Origin of the sequence: Streptomyces bicolor (assembly GCF_000719285.1) — a bacterium.
GTDB lineage: Bacteria > Actinomycetota > Actinomycetes > Streptomycetales > Streptomycetaceae > Streptomyces > Streptomyces bicolor.
On sequence record NZ_JOFS01000002.1, the window covers coordinates 352,921 to 368,666 of the forward strand.

Annotated in this window: 11 protein-coding genes; 5 read left to right on the top strand and 6 right to left on the bottom strand. The window is 73.2% G+C overall.

Translation table 11 applies throughout. The annotated features are described in order from the left end of the window. Positions 1-137: 137 nt before the first annotated feature. The 5 genes from IF78_RS0103765 to IF78_RS0103785 all read left to right on the top strand — a co-directional run bounded on the left by IF78_RS0103765 (position 138) and on the right by IF78_RS0103785 (position 8,988). On the top strand, positions 138-2,789 hold the full coding sequence (locus IF78_RS0103765; RefSeq protein WP_031478653.1) for a CocE/NonD family hydrolase: 2,652 nt from the start codon (positions 138-140) through the stop codon (positions 2,787-2,789). Continuing rightward, positions 2,786-3,649 (top strand): ABC transporter permease, encoded by an 864-nt coding sequence (locus IF78_RS0103770; RefSeq protein ID WP_031478655.1) that lies wholly within the window; start codon positions 2,786-2,788, stop codon positions 3,647-3,649. Before IF78_RS0103765 ends, IF78_RS0103770 begins: the two co-directional genes overlap by 4 nt. Positions 3,650-3,796: 147 nt before the next feature. Then, the gene (locus IF78_RS0103775) at positions 3,797-5,335 is read left to right on the top strand and encodes a vWA domain-containing protein (RefSeq protein ID WP_031478656.1); all 1,539 of its coding nucleotides are present in this window, start codon (positions 3,797-3,799) and stop codon (positions 5,333-5,335) included. Between the two features lie 279 nt (positions 5,336-5,614). After that, positions 5,615-7,558: an AMP-dependent synthetase/ligase gene (locus IF78_RS0103780; RefSeq protein WP_031478657.1), complete on the top strand. Its 1,944-nt coding sequence runs from the start codon at positions 5,615-5,617 to the stop codon at positions 7,556-7,558. 122 nt (positions 7,559-7,680) lie between these two features. Then, positions 7,681-8,988: a glycoside hydrolase family 26 protein gene (locus tag IF78_RS0103785; protein WP_031478658.1), complete on the top strand. Its 1,308-nt coding sequence runs from the start codon at positions 7,681-7,683 to the stop codon at positions 8,986-8,988. Here the strand turns inward: IF78_RS0103785 and IF78_RS0103790 are convergent. From IF78_RS0103790 to IF78_RS0103815, 6 genes are read right to left on the bottom strand one after another with little or no spacing between them, the layout of a single operon-like run. After that, on the bottom strand, positions 8,979-10,091 hold the full coding sequence (locus IF78_RS0103790; RefSeq protein ID WP_031478660.1) for a GNAT family N-acetyltransferase: 1,113 nt from the start codon (positions 10,089-10,091) through the stop codon (positions 8,979-8,981). The two genes, IF78_RS0103785 and IF78_RS0103790, sit on opposite strands and share 10 nt — an antisense overlap. Then, positions 10,088-10,759, bottom strand: coding sequence for a YveK family protein (locus IF78_RS0103795; protein WP_031478661.1), 672 nt, complete (start codon positions 10,757-10,759; stop codon positions 10,088-10,090). The genes IF78_RS0103790 and IF78_RS0103795 overlap by 4 nt, the downstream gene beginning before the upstream one ends. Next, positions 10,756-11,898 (bottom strand): glycosyltransferase, encoded by a 1,143-nt coding sequence (locus tag IF78_RS0103800; RefSeq protein ID WP_031478662.1) that lies wholly within the window; start codon positions 11,896-11,898, stop codon positions 10,756-10,758. The genes IF78_RS0103795 and IF78_RS0103800 overlap by 4 nt, the downstream gene beginning before the upstream one ends. Continuing rightward, positions 11,895-12,686: a polysaccharide deacetylase family protein gene (locus IF78_RS0103805; RefSeq protein ID WP_031478664.1), complete on the bottom strand. Its 792-nt coding sequence runs from the start codon at positions 12,684-12,686 to the stop codon at positions 11,895-11,897. Before IF78_RS0103805 ends, IF78_RS0103800 begins: the two co-directional genes overlap by 4 nt. Next, complete coding sequence (gene murJ / locus IF78_RS0103810) at positions 12,676-14,421, bottom strand: murein biosynthesis integral membrane protein MurJ (protein ID WP_031478666.1); 1,746 nt, start codon at positions 14,419-14,421, stop codon at positions 12,676-12,678. Before murJ ends, IF78_RS0103805 begins: the two co-directional genes overlap by 11 nt. Continuing rightward, positions 14,418-15,716, bottom strand: coding sequence for an O-antigen ligase family protein (locus IF78_RS0103815; RefSeq protein ID WP_031478667.1), 1,299 nt, complete (start codon positions 15,714-15,716; stop codon positions 14,418-14,420). Before IF78_RS0103815 ends, murJ begins: the two co-directional genes overlap by 4 nt. Between the last annotated feature and the right edge of the window lie 30 nt (positions 15,717-15,746).

Sequence of the window (15,746 nt, forward strand, 5' to 3'; positions counted from 1 at the left end):
GCGGCGCCACGGTGCCGAGCGATGCCTCCGTACCGCGCCCGTGGTATGCCGCCGCCCCCTCGTACGCCCGTGGGAGGGCAACAGGTTCGGCCCTCGGTCGATAACTCGCCGACAGGTTGGCCCCGTACCGTTGAAGCATGGATCTTCGACTGTCCGGACTGCGAGGACGCGTACGGAGGCCGCGACGGTGGATCGCCGCCGCGGCCTCCGTCGTGGTCCTCGCCGGTGCCGGGACATGGACGGCCGTCGCCGACGACGACGCGCCGCCGGTGCAGAGCACCGACCGGGTCATGGACATGGGCGACGGGGTGCGCGTCGACACCTCGTACTTCACCGGCGCCGGGAGTGGCCGCCGCCCCGCCGTCCTCCTCGCACACGGCTTCGGCGGCAGCAAGGACGACGTACGGCAGCAGGCCGAGGACCTCGCCCGGGACGGGTACGCGGTGCTGACCTGGTCGGCCCGTGGCTTCGGCAGGTCGACCGGCAAGGTCGGACTGAACGACCCGAAGGGCGAGGTCGCCGACGTCTCCAGGCTGCTGGACTGGCTGGCGAAGCAGCCCCAGGTCGAGCTGGACAAGACCGGCGACCCCCGGGTCGGCATGGCGGGCGCCTCGTACGGCGGCGCCATCTCGCTGCTGGGCGCCGGGTACGACGACCGGGTGGACGCCATCGCCCCGGCGATCACGTACTGGAACCTCGCGGACGCCCTGTTCCCGAACGGCGTGTTCAAGAAGCTCTGGGCCGGCATCTTCGTCAACTCGGCCGGCGGCTGCTCCAAGTTCGAGACGCGGATCTGCGAGATGTACGACCGTGTCGCCGAGTCCGGCACCCCCGACGCCCGGGCGCGCACCATGCTGGAGGAGCGCTCGCCGTCCGCCGTCGGCGACCGCATCAAGGTGCCCACCCTGCTCATGCAGGGCCAGTCCGACTCCCTCTTCCCGCTCGGCCAGGCCGACCAGGCCGCGAAGGCCATCCGTGCCAACGGCGCCCCGGTCGACGTCGACTGGATCTCCGGCGGTCATGACGGCGGCGACATGGAGACGAGCCGGATCCAGGGGCGCGTGAAGTCCTGGTTCGACCGCTACCTCAAGGACGACAAGGCCGCCGACACCGGCCCGGCCTTCCGCGTCACCCGCACCGGAGGCGTCGACTCCACCGACGGCCAGGCCACGCTGCGCGGGGCGAGCGCGGACGCGTACCCCGGCCTGGAGAGCGGCCGGAAGGCCATCGCCCTCACCGGTGGCGAGCAGAGCTTCGCCAACCCGGCCGGCGCCAGCCCGCCCGCCGTCTCCGCCCTGCCCGGCCTCGGCGGCGCGGGCGGCCTCTCGCAGCTGTCCTCGCTCGGCATCGGGGTGTCGCTGGACTTCCCGGGCCAGTTCGCCGCGTTCGAGTCGGCTCCGGTCGGCGACAACCTGCGCGTCACCGGCTCCCCGACGGCGACCGTCCACGTGAAGTCGACCAGCGAGGACGCGGTGCTCTTCGCCAAGGTCTACGACGTCGGCCCCGACGGCACCCAGCAGGTGCTGCCGTCGCAGCTGGTCACGCCCCTGCGCGTCGAGAACGCCAAGTCCGGCGAGGACGTGACGATCACGCTCCCCGCCATCGACTACGGCATCGAGCAGGGCCACCGCCTGCGCCTGGTCCTCTCCTCCACGGACCTCGGCTACGCCTCCCCGGCCGCCCCGGCGACGTACACCGTCTCCCTGAAGGGCGACCTCTCCGTCCCGACCGCGCCCGGCGTGAGCACCGCCGCCGCGGCGCTGCCGTCCTGGGTGTGGTGGCTGCCGATCAGCGCCGCGCTGATCGCCGCGGCCCTGCTGCTGACGGCCCGCCGCCGCACCGCCACCCCCGCGCCCGACCCGGAACTGGCCGAGGTCCCGCTCCAGATCACCGACCTGAGCAAGCGGTACGCGGGCTCCCAGGACCGTTACGCGGTACGGGACCTGTCCTTCCGCGTCGAGAAGGGCCAGGTCCTCGGCCTGCTCGGCCCGAACGGCGCGGGCAAGACGACGACACTGCGCATGCTGATGGGCCTGATCAAGCCGGACGCCGGCGAGATCCGTGTCTTCGGTCATGCGATCCGCCCGGGCGCACCCGTCCTCTCCCGGGTCGGCGCCTTCGTGGAGGGCGCGGGCTTCCTGCCGCACCTGTCCGGCCGGGAGAACCTGGAGCTGTACTGGCAGGCCACCGGCCGCCCGCCGGAGGACGCCCACCTCGACGAGGCCCTGGAGATCGCCGGACTCGGCGACGCGCTCGCCCGCGCGGTGCGCACGTACTCCCAGGGCATGCGCCAGCGCCTCGCCATAGCCCAGGCCATGCTGGGCCTCCCGGACCTCCTCATCCTCGACGAACCGACCAACGGTCTCGACCCGCCGCAGATCCGCGAGATGCGCGAGGTGATGATCCGCTACGCGGCCGCCGGCCGTACGGTGATCGTCTCCAGCCATCTCCTGGCGGAGGTCGAGCAGTCCTGCACCCACCTCGTGGTGATGGACCGCGGCCGCCTCGTGCAGGCCGGCCCGGTCGCCGAGATCATCGGCTCCGGCGACACACTGCTCGTCGGCACGGCCGAGCCCGTCGAGGAGCCGGTCGTGGAGAAGGTGGCGGCGCTGCCCGGCATCGCCTCGGCGATCAGCACCGACGAGGGCATGCTCGTCCGCCTGGACACCGACGGCAGCGCACAACGCCTGATCGCCGAACTCGTACGGCTGGAGGTGCCCGTCCAGTCGGTGGGCCCCCACCGCCGCCTGGAAGACGCCTTCCTCACCCTGATCGGAGGTTCCGCATGAGCACGCTCGCCGAGCGCACCGAGGTCGCCTCCGGCTACCGGGCGGGCCGTACGCTGCCCCTGAGGGTCGAGCTGATCCGCCAGCTCAAGCGGCGCCGGACGCTGGTCATGTTCGGCATCCTCGCCGTCCTGCCGTTCGTGCTGGTCGCCGCGTTCGCGATCGGCGGCGAGCCGGACGGCGGCGGTGACCGCATCACACTGATGGACACGGCGACGGCGTCCGGCGCGAACTTCGCCGCCGTGAACCTGTTCGTCTCCGCGGGCTTCCTGCTGGTCATCCCCGTCGCGCTGTTCTGCGGGGACACGGTGGCGTCGGAGGCCGGCTGGTCCTCCCTGCGCTACCTGCTGGCCGCGCCCGTGCCCCGGGCCCGCCTGCTGTGGTCCAAGCTCGTGGTGGCGCTGGGGCTCAGCCTGGCCGCGATGGTCATCCTGCCCGTGGTCGCGCTGGCCGTCGGCACGGCGGCCTACGGCTGGGGTCCCCTGCAGATCCCGACCGGCGGCTCGCTGGCCACGGGGACGGCCGCGCAGCGCCTGCTGGTCGTCGTGGCGTACATCTTCGTCTCCCAACTGGTCACCGCGGGCCTGGCGTTCTGGCTCTCCACCAAGACGGACGCCGCGCTCGGCGCGGTCGGCGGCGCGGTCGGCCTGACCATCGTCGGCAACGTCCTCGACGCGGTGACGGCCCTCGGCGACTGGCGCCACTTCCTGCCCGCGCACTGGCAGTTCGCCTGGGCGGACGCCGTACAGCCCCGTCCCGAGTGGTCCGGCATGATCCAGGGCACCGCGATTTCCATAACGTACGCCCTCGTGCTGTTCGCGCTGGCCTTCCGCGGTTTTGCCCGCAAGGACATCGTGTCGTAGGTCAACGGAAGATCACCCACCGGTCTCAACAGTCCGCCCCCGTGCCCTCTTCGAGACTCATCCGCAACGCTCCGTAGCGCACGTTCCGGCCCCCTGGCCCGTCAAAGTCGCAGAAGTCGACGTCAACGGACCAAGGGGGCACGGACGATGGAGCGGCACCGAATACGAGGGCTCCTCGCCATCACCGCGGCGGGCGGCCTACTGCTCACCGGCTGCGGGAAGGGCGACAGCGGGGACTCCTCGGCGGACAAGAACGGCGGCAGCTACGCCAGCGGCTTCCCGGCCCCCGACCACGGCAACGGCGGCACGGGGGAGCACGAGGAGGGCGACGACTCGGACTCCCGCGAGTTCGCGCCCGCCCCCGACTACCTCTCCACCTTCGCCCTGGACGTCGACACCGCCTCCTACGGCTACGCCCGCCGCACCCTCGCCGAGGGAAGCCTGCCCGACCCGTCCACGGTCCGCCCCGAGGAGTTCGTCAACAGCTTCCGCCAGGACTACGACCGCCCCGACGGCAACGGCTTCACGGTCACCGTCGACGGCGCCCGCACCGAACGCGGGGACTGGTCCCTGGTCCGCGTGGGCCTGGCCACCCGCCCGGCCGAGGACGCGGGCGAACGCCCGCCCGCCGCGCTGACCTTCGTGATCGACGTCTCCGGCTCGATGGCGGAACCGGGCCGCCTGGACCTGGCCAAGGAATCCCTCGGTGTGATGACGAACCGCCTGCGCGACGACGACTCGGTCGCCATCGTCACCTTCAGCGACGAGGCGGAGAGGGTGCTGCCGATGACCCGCCTCGGCGGCAACCGGGACGAGATCCACGACGCGATAGACAGCCTGGAGCCCACGGACTCGACCAACCTGGGCGCAGGTGTGGAGACGGGCTACGAAACAGCGGAGGAAGGCCTCCGCTCGGGCGCCACGAACCGCGTCGTACTCGTCTCGGACGCCCTGGCCAACACCGGCGACACCGACGCGGACACCATCCTCGAACGCATCTCCGCCGAGCGCCGCGAACACGGCATCACCCTCTTCGGCGTGGGCGTCGGCAGCGACTACGGCGACGCCCTGATGGAACGCCTGGCCGACAAGGGTGACGGTCACACGGTGTACGTCTCCGGTGAGGAGGAGGCCCGCGAGGTCTTCTGCGAGGAGCTGCCTCAGAACATCGACCTCACGGCCCGCGACGCCAAGGCCCAGGTGGCCTTCGACCAGACCACGGTCTCCGAGTTCCGACTCATCGGCTACGACAACCGCCGGGTCGCCGACGAGGACTTCCGCGACGACAGCGTCGACGGCGGCGAGACCGGCCCCGGCCACACGGTGACGGCCCTGTACGCCGTCCACACCCGCCCCGGCGCGGAAGGCCACCTCGCCACGGCGAGCGTCCGCTGGCTCGACCCCGAGTCCCGGGCCCCGCACGAGGAGTCGGGTCGGCTGGAGACCGGTTCCCTGGAGGACTCCGTCTGGGGCGCGAGCCCCCGCTTCCAGGTCACGGCCACGGCCGCCTACTTCGCCGACGCCCTCCGCCTCGGCGACGACCGCCGGACCGCCCTGCCGGGTTCCACCCACCTGGGCGAACTGGCCGACCGCGCGGACGAGCTGGCGACCACGACGGAGGACGAGGAGGTAGCCGGCCTCGCCGAGGCGATCCACCGGGCAAGCGACCTGACGGGCCAGGACTGACCCGCCGCCGGCGCCGAGAGGTGCCCGGCGCTGTGGCTGGGCGGGGGTGGTGGGTCGCGCGGCCCGGCGCGACGGGGTGCCGCTGCGCCACCCGTGCCGCCCCAGCGGCACGACTGCCCGCAGCTAGGGCAGGGACGCCGGAGGACGCGCACCCCCACCGAACAGCGACGGGCCGCCGCAGGCACCCCCGGCCCAACCGCCGGAGGCACAGGCATTGACCTTCCGCTACGCGCGAGTAAGTTGACCCCCCAGTAAGTCCGACTGGCACCGGGAGCCGACATGGGCGTACGCAAGGATCTGAAGCGGGCGAAGCAGCGCACTGACCTGATGGCGCGCACCAGGGTCGAGATCACGAAGGACGGCCACGGAGTGGTCCGCGAGGCCCGCACCCCACCCCTCGCCCCCCACCCGACCACCGGCACCACCGCCGACCTCCCCTACACCAACGCGGCCGAGGCCCCCGACGCCGTGATCCTCCGCCGCAAGCGGGACACCACCTGGCACCCGGTCACCGCCACCGCCTTCGCGCGCGAAGTCACCGCCGTGGCCAAGGGATTGATCGCGGCGGGACTCGAACCCGGCGGCCGCGTAGCCGTGATGTCCCGCACCCGCTACGAATGGACGGTCCTGGACTTCGCCATATGGGCCGCGGGCGGCCAGACCGTCCCCATTTACGCGACCTCCTCCGCCGACCAGGTGGAGTGGATCGTCCGCGACTCGGGCGCCCGCTACGTCATCACCGAGACGGACGAGAACACCGAGACGGTGAGGACGGGCACGGCCGGCCATCAACCGCCGCCGCAGATATGGCAGTTGGACGCGGCGCAGGCACAGACGCACGCGACCGACGCCCTCACCACCCTCACCGACCTCGGCCGCGACCTCCCCGACGACGAGGTCACCAAGCGCCGCGCGGCCCTCACCCCCGACACCATCGCCACCGTCTGCTACACCTCCGGCACCACCGGCCGGCCGAAGGGCTGCGTCCTCACCCACGCCAACCTCCACGCCGAGGCCGCCAACACGGTCGAACTGCTGCACCCCATCTTCAAAGAGGTCACCCAGCAGACCGCCTCGACCCTCCTCTTCCTCCCCCTCGCCCACATCCTCGGCCGCACCCTCCAGATCGCCTGCCTGATGGCCCGCATCGAGATCGGCTACTGCCCGAGCATCAAGCCCGACGAACTCCGCCCGGCCCTCAGGGAGTTCCGCCCCACCTTCCTCGTCGGCGTTCCGTACCTCTTCGAGAAGATCCACGACACCGGCCGCGCGACAGCGGAGAAGATCGGCCGTGGGGCGTCGTTCGACCGCGCCGACCGCATCGGCGTCCGCTTCGGCGAGGCGTACCTGAACAAGTTCCTCGGCACCGGCAAGGGCCCCGGCCCCCGCCTCTACGCCGCCTGGGCCCTGTACGACCTGCTGGTCTACCGCCGTATCCGCAAGGAACTCGGCGGGCGCATGCGCTATGCCATCAGCGGTGGGAGCCCCCTCGACCGTAACCTCAACCTGTTCTTCTACGCCGCCGGAATCCTCGTCTACGAGGGCTACGGCCTGACGGAGACCACGGCCGCCGCCACCATCGTCCCGCCCCTGAAACCCCGCCCGGGCACGGTCGGCCGGCCGGTCCCCGGCACCGCCGTCCGGATCGCCGAGGACGGCGAGGTGCTCATCAAGGGCGGCATCGTCTTCGGCTCGTACTGGAACAACCCGTCCGCCACCGACGCCGTCCTCCAGGACGACTGGTTCGCCACCGGCGACCTCGGCTCCCTCGACGAGGACGGCTACCTCACCATCACCGGCCGCAAGAAGGACATCCTCGTCACGTCCGGCGGCAAGAACGTCTCCCCGGCGGTCCTGGAGGACCGGCTGCGCAGCCGGTCGCCCATCGGCCAGTGCCTCGTCGTGGGCGACAACCGGCCCTTCGTCGGCGCCCTGATCACCCTCGACCCCGAGGCGGTGGCCCACTGGCTCGCCGTACGCAAGATGCCCGCCGACACCCCGATGGCCCACGTGGTCAAGGACCCCCGGATGCGCGCCGACGTCCAGAAGGCCGTCGACTACGCCAACGAGGCCGTCTCCCGGGCCGAGTCGATCCGCGCGTTCGTCCTGGTGGAGGGCGAGTTCAACGAGGACAACGGCATGCTCACACCGTCCCTGAAGGTCAAGCGGCACGCGGTGATGGCGGCGTACGCGGACGAGATCGAGGCGCTGTACGGCAAGTGAGCGACCGTTCGCGGTCACTCGTGCGGGCGATCCATGCCGAGCCCGTGCGCTCGATTGGTGCATTAAGCGTATATATGGCCATACGTCACTGAACGGGAGGGAGCTGTCCACAAGGAGGACGCATGGCCCCTGAACACCGCCGGTCGAGTTCCAGGCGCCCAAGGCGACTGAGGCGACTGGCGTTCCTCACCGCCGGAGTCGTCGCGTCGTCAGCCCTGCTCCCGGGCCCGGCCTTCGCGGCCGACGCCGCATCCCGCCCCGACCCGCCGCACACCGCGACACCCACACCCCCGGAGCCCACGCACTCCCCACCGGGAGCATCCGCGCGCGGCCCGGCGTTCGGGGCGTACCTCCACTACGGTCCCGTCGGCCTGGAGCGCATGAAGCAGCTGAGCCGCTGGCTCGGCGGCCACGAACTGCGCGTGGGGCACACCTATCTGCCGGGGGACGCCTGGCACAACATCGAGGGTGCGCACGGCTTCCTCGACAGCTGGGCCAAGTGGCGGCGGGCCAAGGCCGACCGGCTGCTCGTGCTCAACGTGCCGATGATGGAGCGCAACGAGGAGAACGTCCCCGACTGGGCGGTCAGAAAGCTGCTGCGGCGCGCCGCGGACGGCGCGTTCGACGACCACTTCAAGGTGCTGGCCGAGCGACTGGTCGGCCTGGGCGTGCCCGACACCGTCATCGTGCTCGGCTGGGAGATGAACGGCGTCACCTACACCCACCGCTGCGGCCCCGACCCGGACAGCTGGAAGCGGTACTGGCAACGCATCGTCACCGTCATGCGCTCGGTCCCCGGACAGAGGTTCAGGTTCGACTTCGCCCCGAGCCGGGGCATGGACGCCATTCCCTGGCCGGAGTGCTACCCGGGCGACGAGTTCGTCGACATCCTCGGCATGGACGCGTACGACCAGCCGCGCGGGCTCGACTTCGACGAGCAGGTGTCCGAGCCCTACGGCCTCCAGCACCACGTGGACTTCGCGCGCCGGCACGGCAAGCCGATCTCGTATCCGGAATGGGGCCTGTTCCGCAACGGCGACAACATCACGTGGATGCTGCGCATGCTCGCGTGGATGGACGAGCACAAGCCGGTGTACAACACCATCACCGACTACTGCCCGCACGGCGTCTGGCTGTGCTCCGACAACCCCCGGGCCTCCGCCCTGTACCGCGTACTGCTGTCCAGCCCCCTCCTGCCGCGGCCGGAACCGGGGCCGCCGGTCCCCGTCCCGACCGCGCCGACGGATTCCGCCGGCCCGGACCCGGCATCGATGCCGTCCAAGCCGCCGACGCCCAGGCCTGCGCCGACGCCGACACCCATGCCCTCCGAGCTGCCCCACTGCACATTGCTGGACCTCGCGAACTGGTTCGAGCACCAGATCGGCGGCAAGCTCTCCCTCTGCCTGCAGTGGGCTGAGCGCTACCGGTGACCGGCCGGGGCGGGGCTCCCGCGCAGGACCCGCTTGGCCCCGGCCCTCGCGGCCGCCTCGCCGGCCGCGAGGGCCAGCAGCGGCAGGGTGCGGCGCCGGGCCAGCAGAAAGCGCTGGTTGGGGACCGTCTCGGGGTGCCAGCGGTACTTGTACGGCTCGTCGCCGCGCAGCAGGCTCAGCACCCGGCGGCCGTCGCCGGCCCCGAGGTGCTCGGCGGAGGCGTGCAGCAGCATCGCCGCCACGTCCACCTTCCGCTCCCGCAACCGCGGGTGGAAGCCGTACAGATACGTGCCCGCCATCTCCCCTGACAGCAGATTCAGATTGACCGCCACCACCACCCCGTCGAGCACGAACTCCATCACCGCCGCCTGGCCGGACCGCGCCATGGGCCCCACCGACCGGACCAGGTGCTCCAGGAACCGGGGCCGCAGGTGCTCCGACGACACCTTCCTGCCCTGCCACTGCAGTCGGTGCAGTTCGAGGAGCCGGCGCAGTGCGGCCTCGGATTCGTCGTGGCGCACGACACGCCACTCGACGCCGAGCCGGGCCAGCCGCTTCACCTTGTTGCGGACCCGCTGGGCGTGCCTCGACGACAGCCGCCCGACCAGCTCGTTCACGGGCACGGCGGGCAACTCCAGGCACACGGAGTCACGCAGCCGGTGACGCGGGCCGCGCCAGCAGAGATAGACCCGCTCCATCGCGCCGCCCGGCCGCACCTCACCGAAGTCGACCAGGGCGGTGCGGGCCATGTCGGTCAGCGCGTCCGCCAGTGCCCAGGCGCCCTGCGTGGCCGCCGCGGCGTCGAGGAGCACATCGTGGAAGTCGGTGATGGCACCGCCGATCGGCACCAGCGCCGGCAGCGGGTGGTGCACCCGCATCAGCGGTGCCGCCGCCACCAGTTCACCGCCCCTGCGCACCAGGACGAGCCGCAGCCCGCCCGGCCTGCCGTACGACAGCCACCACGAGTGCAGCCACGCATGGCTCTGGAACGGCGTCGCCGACGGGCACGCCCGGTGCAGTCGTTCCCACTCCCCGGCCAGCTCCGCGAAGGCGCGCTCGTCGGTGCACAGCTCCACCGACAGCGCGCTGCCGTGCCCGCTCATCCAAGCGTTCCGCGGGCGTCGGCCGCGTTGGCCGGGCCGGGTACCGACGCCCGGCTGTGGTCCTCGTCGTCCGTGACCCGGCGCGGCCGGGCCAGCAGCGCGAGGCCGCCCAGCAGACCCCCGGCGCTCGCGCCCACGAGCGAGGTCAGCGCCGGGGACGCGGACGACGGCTCGCCGGGCTCCAGGGCACGGGCGAGGCGCTCGAACCGGATGCCGGTGGTGTCCTTGGTGTGGTCCGCCTGGGTGACCAGCGCGCGGGAGACGGCGTTGGCGATGTCGACGGCCAGGTCCGGGCGCGACGAGGTCGCCGACACCGCGACCATCGGCGCGTCCGGCGAGGTCGCCACCCGCACGCTCTCGCGCAGCGTCGCGACCGGCACACCGGCCCACACCTGCGCGTCCGCGAGCACCGCCAGCTGCGGCGCGACCCGGCCGTACGCCTGCGCGAGGCCGAGCGCGTCGGTGCCGTCGGCGCCGGTCCGGCCGGTGGGCACGGCGACGACGGAACTCGTCGCCGTGTACTCCGGCGGCCTCAACTGGCCGTAGGCGCCACCGACCACGGCACCGATCAGCGCGCCGGCCGGCAGCCACCACCACGACGGCAGTCGCATCAGCTGGGCGCGCGCGGCGTCGGACAGCGGGGCACGCCGGTCGGGGTTGTCCGTCATGAGGAACTCGCTTCCGAAGTCGAGCCGGACAGGGCGTCCGTGTACAGATCCATCAGCTGCCGGGCGGTGCGCGTGATGTCGTAGCGGTGTACGACGTCCGGGACCGTCCGCTCGCCCGGCCCCTCCGCCCGCAGCCGCAGCAGGGCGCGCGCGAACGCCCCCGCGCCGCCCGTGACGCGCCGGGCACCGGGCGCCGCGTCCGGCCCCAGGTCCTCCACGGCGGGGCAGCTCGCGTACAGCACGGGGAGGCCGGCGGCCAGCGCCTCCACGACGGCGAGGCCGAAGGACTCCTCCGGAGACGGCGAGGCGAGCACGTCCATCGCGGACAGCAGGGAGACCAGGTCGGGTGTGTGGTCACCGGGCGCGGGCAGGGACGGCCGCTCGCCGGTCAGCACCACCCGCGCCGCGACTCCCAGATCCCGTGCGGTGCGCCGCAGCGCCTCCGCCTCGGGGCCGCCGCCGACCAGCAGTAGCCACACGTCCAGGGGCAGCAGGGCCAGCGCCTGCACCAGCAGGTCGAAGCGCTTGCCCGCGGCGAGGCGCCCCACCCCGCCCACGACGTACGCGTGCTCCGGCACCCCGTGGAACGCCCGGGCCTCCTTGCGGCGCGCCTCGTCGTACCGGAAGCGGGGCGCGTCGATGCCGTTCGGGATGACCCGGATGCGCTGCCCGGGCACACCCCAGTGGCGCAGCCGTTCGGCCACCGTCGGCGAGACGGCGACCGTGGCGAGGCCGAGGCGCTCGCCGGCCATGTACAGCGCACGGACACCGCGGGTCAGCCGCCGGCCCTCCAGCCGGTCCGTGCCGATCGAGTGCTCGGTGGCCACCACGGTCTCGACTCCCGCGAGCCGGGCGGCGACCCGGCCGTAGAGGCAGGCCCGGTACAGATGGGTGTGTACGAGGTCGTAGCCGCCGGAACGGATCAGGTCGGTCAGCCGGGGCAGCGCGCGCAGGTCGAGGTTGCCGGTCATCCCGAGGTGGGTGACGCTGACCCCGTCGGCGGTGAGGCCCTCGGCGACCGGGCCGGGGTTGGTCAGCGCCACCACGTCGCACTGTGCGGGCAGATGGCGCAGCAGCAGGCGCAGTTGCTGCTCCGCGCCGCCGACGCCGAGGCCGGTGATGATGTGCAGCGCCTTCATACGCCCTCCAGGGCGCGGCCGTGGACCCGGGCCAGGCGGCGCTTGAGCTCCAGCCGCACCGGCGTGTCCGCCTGCCCGATGTGGATGCGGGGCAGCGCGAAGTCGCCGCAGCCGGCCGGACCGGGGGAGATCGCGCAGGCGTAGCGGTAACCGGCCCGGCGCACCGCGTCGGCGGCCCGCTCGTCGAGGAAGCCGTACGGGTAGCAGAAGCCCTCGATGTCGCCGCCGGTGACCGCGGCGAGCCGGTGGCGGCTGTCGTTGACCTCGGTGTGCAGCACCTGGTCCGTGGCCTTGGTCAGATCGAGGTGGGTCAGACCGTGCGAGGCGATCTCCATGCCCGCGGCCATGGCTCGTTGGATGCCGTCCGCGTCGAGCAGCGGCTTGCGCGGACCGCTCGGTTCCCAGGTGTTCTCGCCGCCGAGCAGCCCGGGCAGCACGAACACGGTCGCGGTGAAACCCCGGCGGCGCAGGATGGGCAGGGCGGTGGTGACGAAGTCCGTGTACCCGTCGTCGAAGGTGAGCCCCACCAGGCCGCGCTCCATGCCACGGGCGCGCGCCGCGAGCAGCTCGCGCACGCTCACCCCGCGCAGACCGCGGCCGGACATCCAGGCGAGCTGCCGTTCGAGGCGTGCGGGCGTGACGGTGACGTCGTACGGGTCGTCCGGGCAGTCCGAGACGGAGTGGTACATGGCGACCCACGCGGCGGTACGCCGTTTCGGGCGCCCCCCGGTGGCTGTTCCGGGACGGGGTTCGGCCGTGCGCGGCGCGGGGGAGGTGTCAGCGACCATGGCGAGGCTTTCGTGTGACGGAGCGGTGGACGGAATGCGTGACGGGAGCCAGGAGGGACCGGGCGCCCGCCGCGTCGAGGAACCAGGCCAGCGGCAGGAATACGGCGGTCACGCAGCCGCAGCCGGCGGCGACGGAGGCGGCGGGCGAGGCGAAGAGCCCCGCACCGAACAGCCCGGCACCGGTGGCGCACACGGCCGCGCACACCGGCCGGGCCAGTCCCGCGACGACCCGGCGGACCCGCACGGGCACGGTGCGCGGACCGAGGCCGTGCAGCAGGAGCAGCGCCGTGAGGGTGATGCCGGCCGCGTTGGCCCCGGCGATGCCGCGGGCGCCCCAGGGCTGAACGGCCCAGGCGCTGAGGGCGACGGTGGTGAGCGCGCCCACGCCCATCGCGCCCAGCGGGTACCAGGTGGTCCGGCCGGTCGAGAAGTACGACATGACGAGCGCCCCCACCAGCGTGTGCCCGAGCAGCCCGGCCGCGTAGACCCGCATGACGGCGGCGGTCGTGGCGGTGTCCTGCGCCGTGAACGCCCCGCGCTGGAAGAGGAGTTGGAGGATCTGCGGCGCGCAGGCCACGACCACGGCGGCGCCGAACAGGACCAGACAGGCCGTCAGCACCAGGTCCCGCTCGACCCGCTCCCGGGCCCGCCGCGGGTCGCCCTCGGCGATGGCACGCGCCACCACCGGGAAGGTGACGACACACACCATCAGCGCCAGCGACATCGGCAACTGGGCGACCTTCTGGGCGTAGTTGAGATGCGAGATGGCACCGGCGGGCAGCCCGGACGCGAAGTACCGCTCGATGAGCACCTGCGACTGCCGGCACAGGGCGAAGAGCAGGACGGCACAGACGAGGCCGAGCGCCAGGCGCTCCGCCGGCTGGGTCGCCATGCGGCTCGGCCGCACCGACCGCACCGAAGCGCCCGCGGACCGGCCGTGCCGCCCGGCGAGCCGCCGCCACAGGGCCGGTGCCTGCAGGGCGGCCATGAGGCACCCGCCCAGAGCGACGCCGAGAGCGGCGGATCGTACGCCCCACCGCGCGGCCAGCACGACCATCGTGGCGATGATCACGACGTTGTACGCGATGTAGATCGCGCCCGGAGCGAGATAGCTGCCGTGCGCCCGCAGCGCCGCGCCGCAGTACCCGGCCAGCCCGAAACTCAGCACACAGGTCGCGGTCATCCGGGTGCAGGACACCGCCAGGGACGCGTCGGGCAGGCCGGGCGCCAGGACGGAGACCAGCAGCGGCGCCCCGGCCGCGAGTACGGCCGCCGTGCCGGCGAGGGCGAGGCACAGCCGCGGCAACGTGGCGGCGACCAGGGCGTGCACGGGGTCCGGGCCGCCGATCCCACGCGCCCGCCGCGCCAGTGCCACGCTGAACGCGGGCACGAGCACGAACGCCATGCCGTCCTCGATCAGCAGCGTCGACGCCATCTCGGGCACCGTCCACGCCACCAGGAACGCGTCGGTGTCCGCACCGGCGCCGAAGAGATGCGCGAGCGCCTGGTCCCGCCCGAGCCCGAGCAGCGCCCCGGCCATGGACAACGCGACGGTGAGCAGCGTCGCCCTGGCGAGGAAGCGCCTCGAGGGACCGCCCGGGCGTGGGGCGGGGGCCGGGCCGGGGGCGTCCGTGTCGGCCGGGTGCTCGGGGCGCATGCCTTCGGCGGCGGGTGGGACGTGCATGCCCGGCGGGTGCTCCTGGGCGTCACCGGTCGTCGTGGGCGGGGGCCTCATCGCCGGCCCGATTCCGTGGCCGGTGCCGTCGTCTCGTCGCGTGCCAGCGCCCACCAGGCGGCGAGGCCGAAGCAGACGGCCGTCAGGACGGTGGAGGGGCCGCCGATGTCGGCGTACAGGAAGTTCACGAGCTGCCACAGCAGCAGCCCGCACACCGGGAGCGCGCAGTCCCGGGCGCCGTTGCCCCGCCCTGGCCGCCACAGCCGCCGCACCGCGCACACCAGCAGGGCCAGCCAGCTGCCCGCCACCGCGAGCACCCCCAGCAGGCCCTGCTCGCTGAGGAGCAGCAGGTACATGTTGTGCGGGGAGAGCAGCGGCTGACGCCGGAAGGCCTGGCCCGCTCCCTCCGTGTCGCTGCCCGACGACAGCGCGAGCGAGGCATGGCCGTCCCGGTGCGCCGGAAACGCCTTCAACCCCACGCCCGTCACCGGGTGGTCGCGCCACATGCCGGCCGCCGCCGCCCACAGGGCGTAGCGGTCGACGACCGACTGGTCGGGCGCGTCGGCCACCTCGGTGATGCTGGTCAGCCGCTCCTGCAGCACCGCCGCGCCCACACCGAGCCCGCCGACCAGCACGACGCAGACCGCGACCGCCGCCGCGAACACCTTCGCCGCCCGCCGCACCCCGGCCAGCAGCAGCTGCGCCCCGCAGGCCACCACCGTGGCGATCCAGGCACCCCGGCTGAAGGACAGCGCGAGCGGTACGAGCAGCGCCAGCGCACATCCGGCCGCCACGACGAGCTGCCGCCGCGCCGCCGCCCCGAGGGCGAGCCCGGTCGCGGCAACCACCCCGTACGAGACGACGTTCGCCATCCCCATCACGTCGGACGGCCCGAACGTCCCCACCGCCCGGATGCCGGCCCCCTGATACAGCGCCCCGGTTCCGGTGAGGTACTGGTGCACCCCGACCGCCCCCTGCCACACCGCGAGGCCGACCAGGGACCACAGCACCAGCCGGGCGCCCCGCCGGTCGCGCACCAGCAGCAGCACCGCGACCGGGACGAGCACGAACACCTGCAGATAGCGGGCCAGTCCCGTGACCGCGTCACCGGCGGACGCGGCCCCCGCCGCGGCCACCGCGACGCCCACCACGGGCAGACCGAGCACGAGGGCCGCCGTCCGGGTCAGCGGCCGCCGCGCGCGCCGTACGGTGTCCACGACGGCCCACACCACGACCAGCCCCGACGCCGCGTCCGCCGGCGTGATGCCGCTGTCCGGCACGACCGGCAGCCCCAGCAGGACGACGACCACCACCACCGGCAGCACGGACACCAGGGAGCGGGCCCGGCGCGGCATCGGCAGCGACAGCGCGAGCGGGGGAGAGAC

Coding starts and splice junctions, on each gene's coding strand:
- murJ (WP_031478666.1), bottom strand. CDS start 14,421: ATGAGGCCCCCGCCCACGACGACCGGTGACGCCCAGGAGCACCCGCCG.
- IF78_RS0103805 (WP_031478664.1), bottom strand. CDS start 12,686: ATGGTCGCTGACACCTCCCCCGCGCCGCGCACGGCCGAACCCCGTCCC.
- IF78_RS0103780 (WP_031478657.1), top strand. CDS start 5,615: ATGGGCGTACGCAAGGATCTGAAGCGGGCGAAGCAGCGCACTGACCTG.
- IF78_RS0103770 (WP_031478655.1), top strand. CDS start 2,786: ATGAGCACGCTCGCCGAGCGCACCGAGGTCGCCTCCGGCTACCGGGCG.
- IF78_RS0103765 (WP_031478653.1), top strand. CDS start 138: ATGGATCTTCGACTGTCCGGACTGCGAGGACGCGTACGGAGGCCGCGA.
- IF78_RS0103785 (WP_031478658.1), top strand. CDS start 7,681: ATGGCCCCTGAACACCGCCGGTCGAGTTCCAGGCGCCCAAGGCGACTG.
- IF78_RS0103815 (WP_031478667.1), bottom strand. CDS start 15,716: ATGCCGCGCCGGGCCCGCTCCCTGGTGTCCGTGCTGCCGGTGGTGGTG.
- IF78_RS0103790 (WP_031478660.1), bottom strand. CDS start 10,091: ATGAGCGGGCACGGCAGCGCGCTGTCGGTGGAGCTGTGCACCGACGAG.
- IF78_RS0103775 (WP_031478656.1), top strand. CDS start 3,797: ATGGAGCGGCACCGAATACGAGGGCTCCTCGCCATCACCGCGGCGGGC.
- IF78_RS0103795 (WP_031478661.1), bottom strand. CDS start 10,759: ATGACGGACAACCCCGACCGGCGTGCCCCGCTGTCCGACGCCGCGCGC.
- IF78_RS0103800 (WP_031478662.1), bottom strand. CDS start 11,898: ATGAAGGCGCTGCACATCATCACCGGCCTCGGCGTCGGCGGCGCGGAG.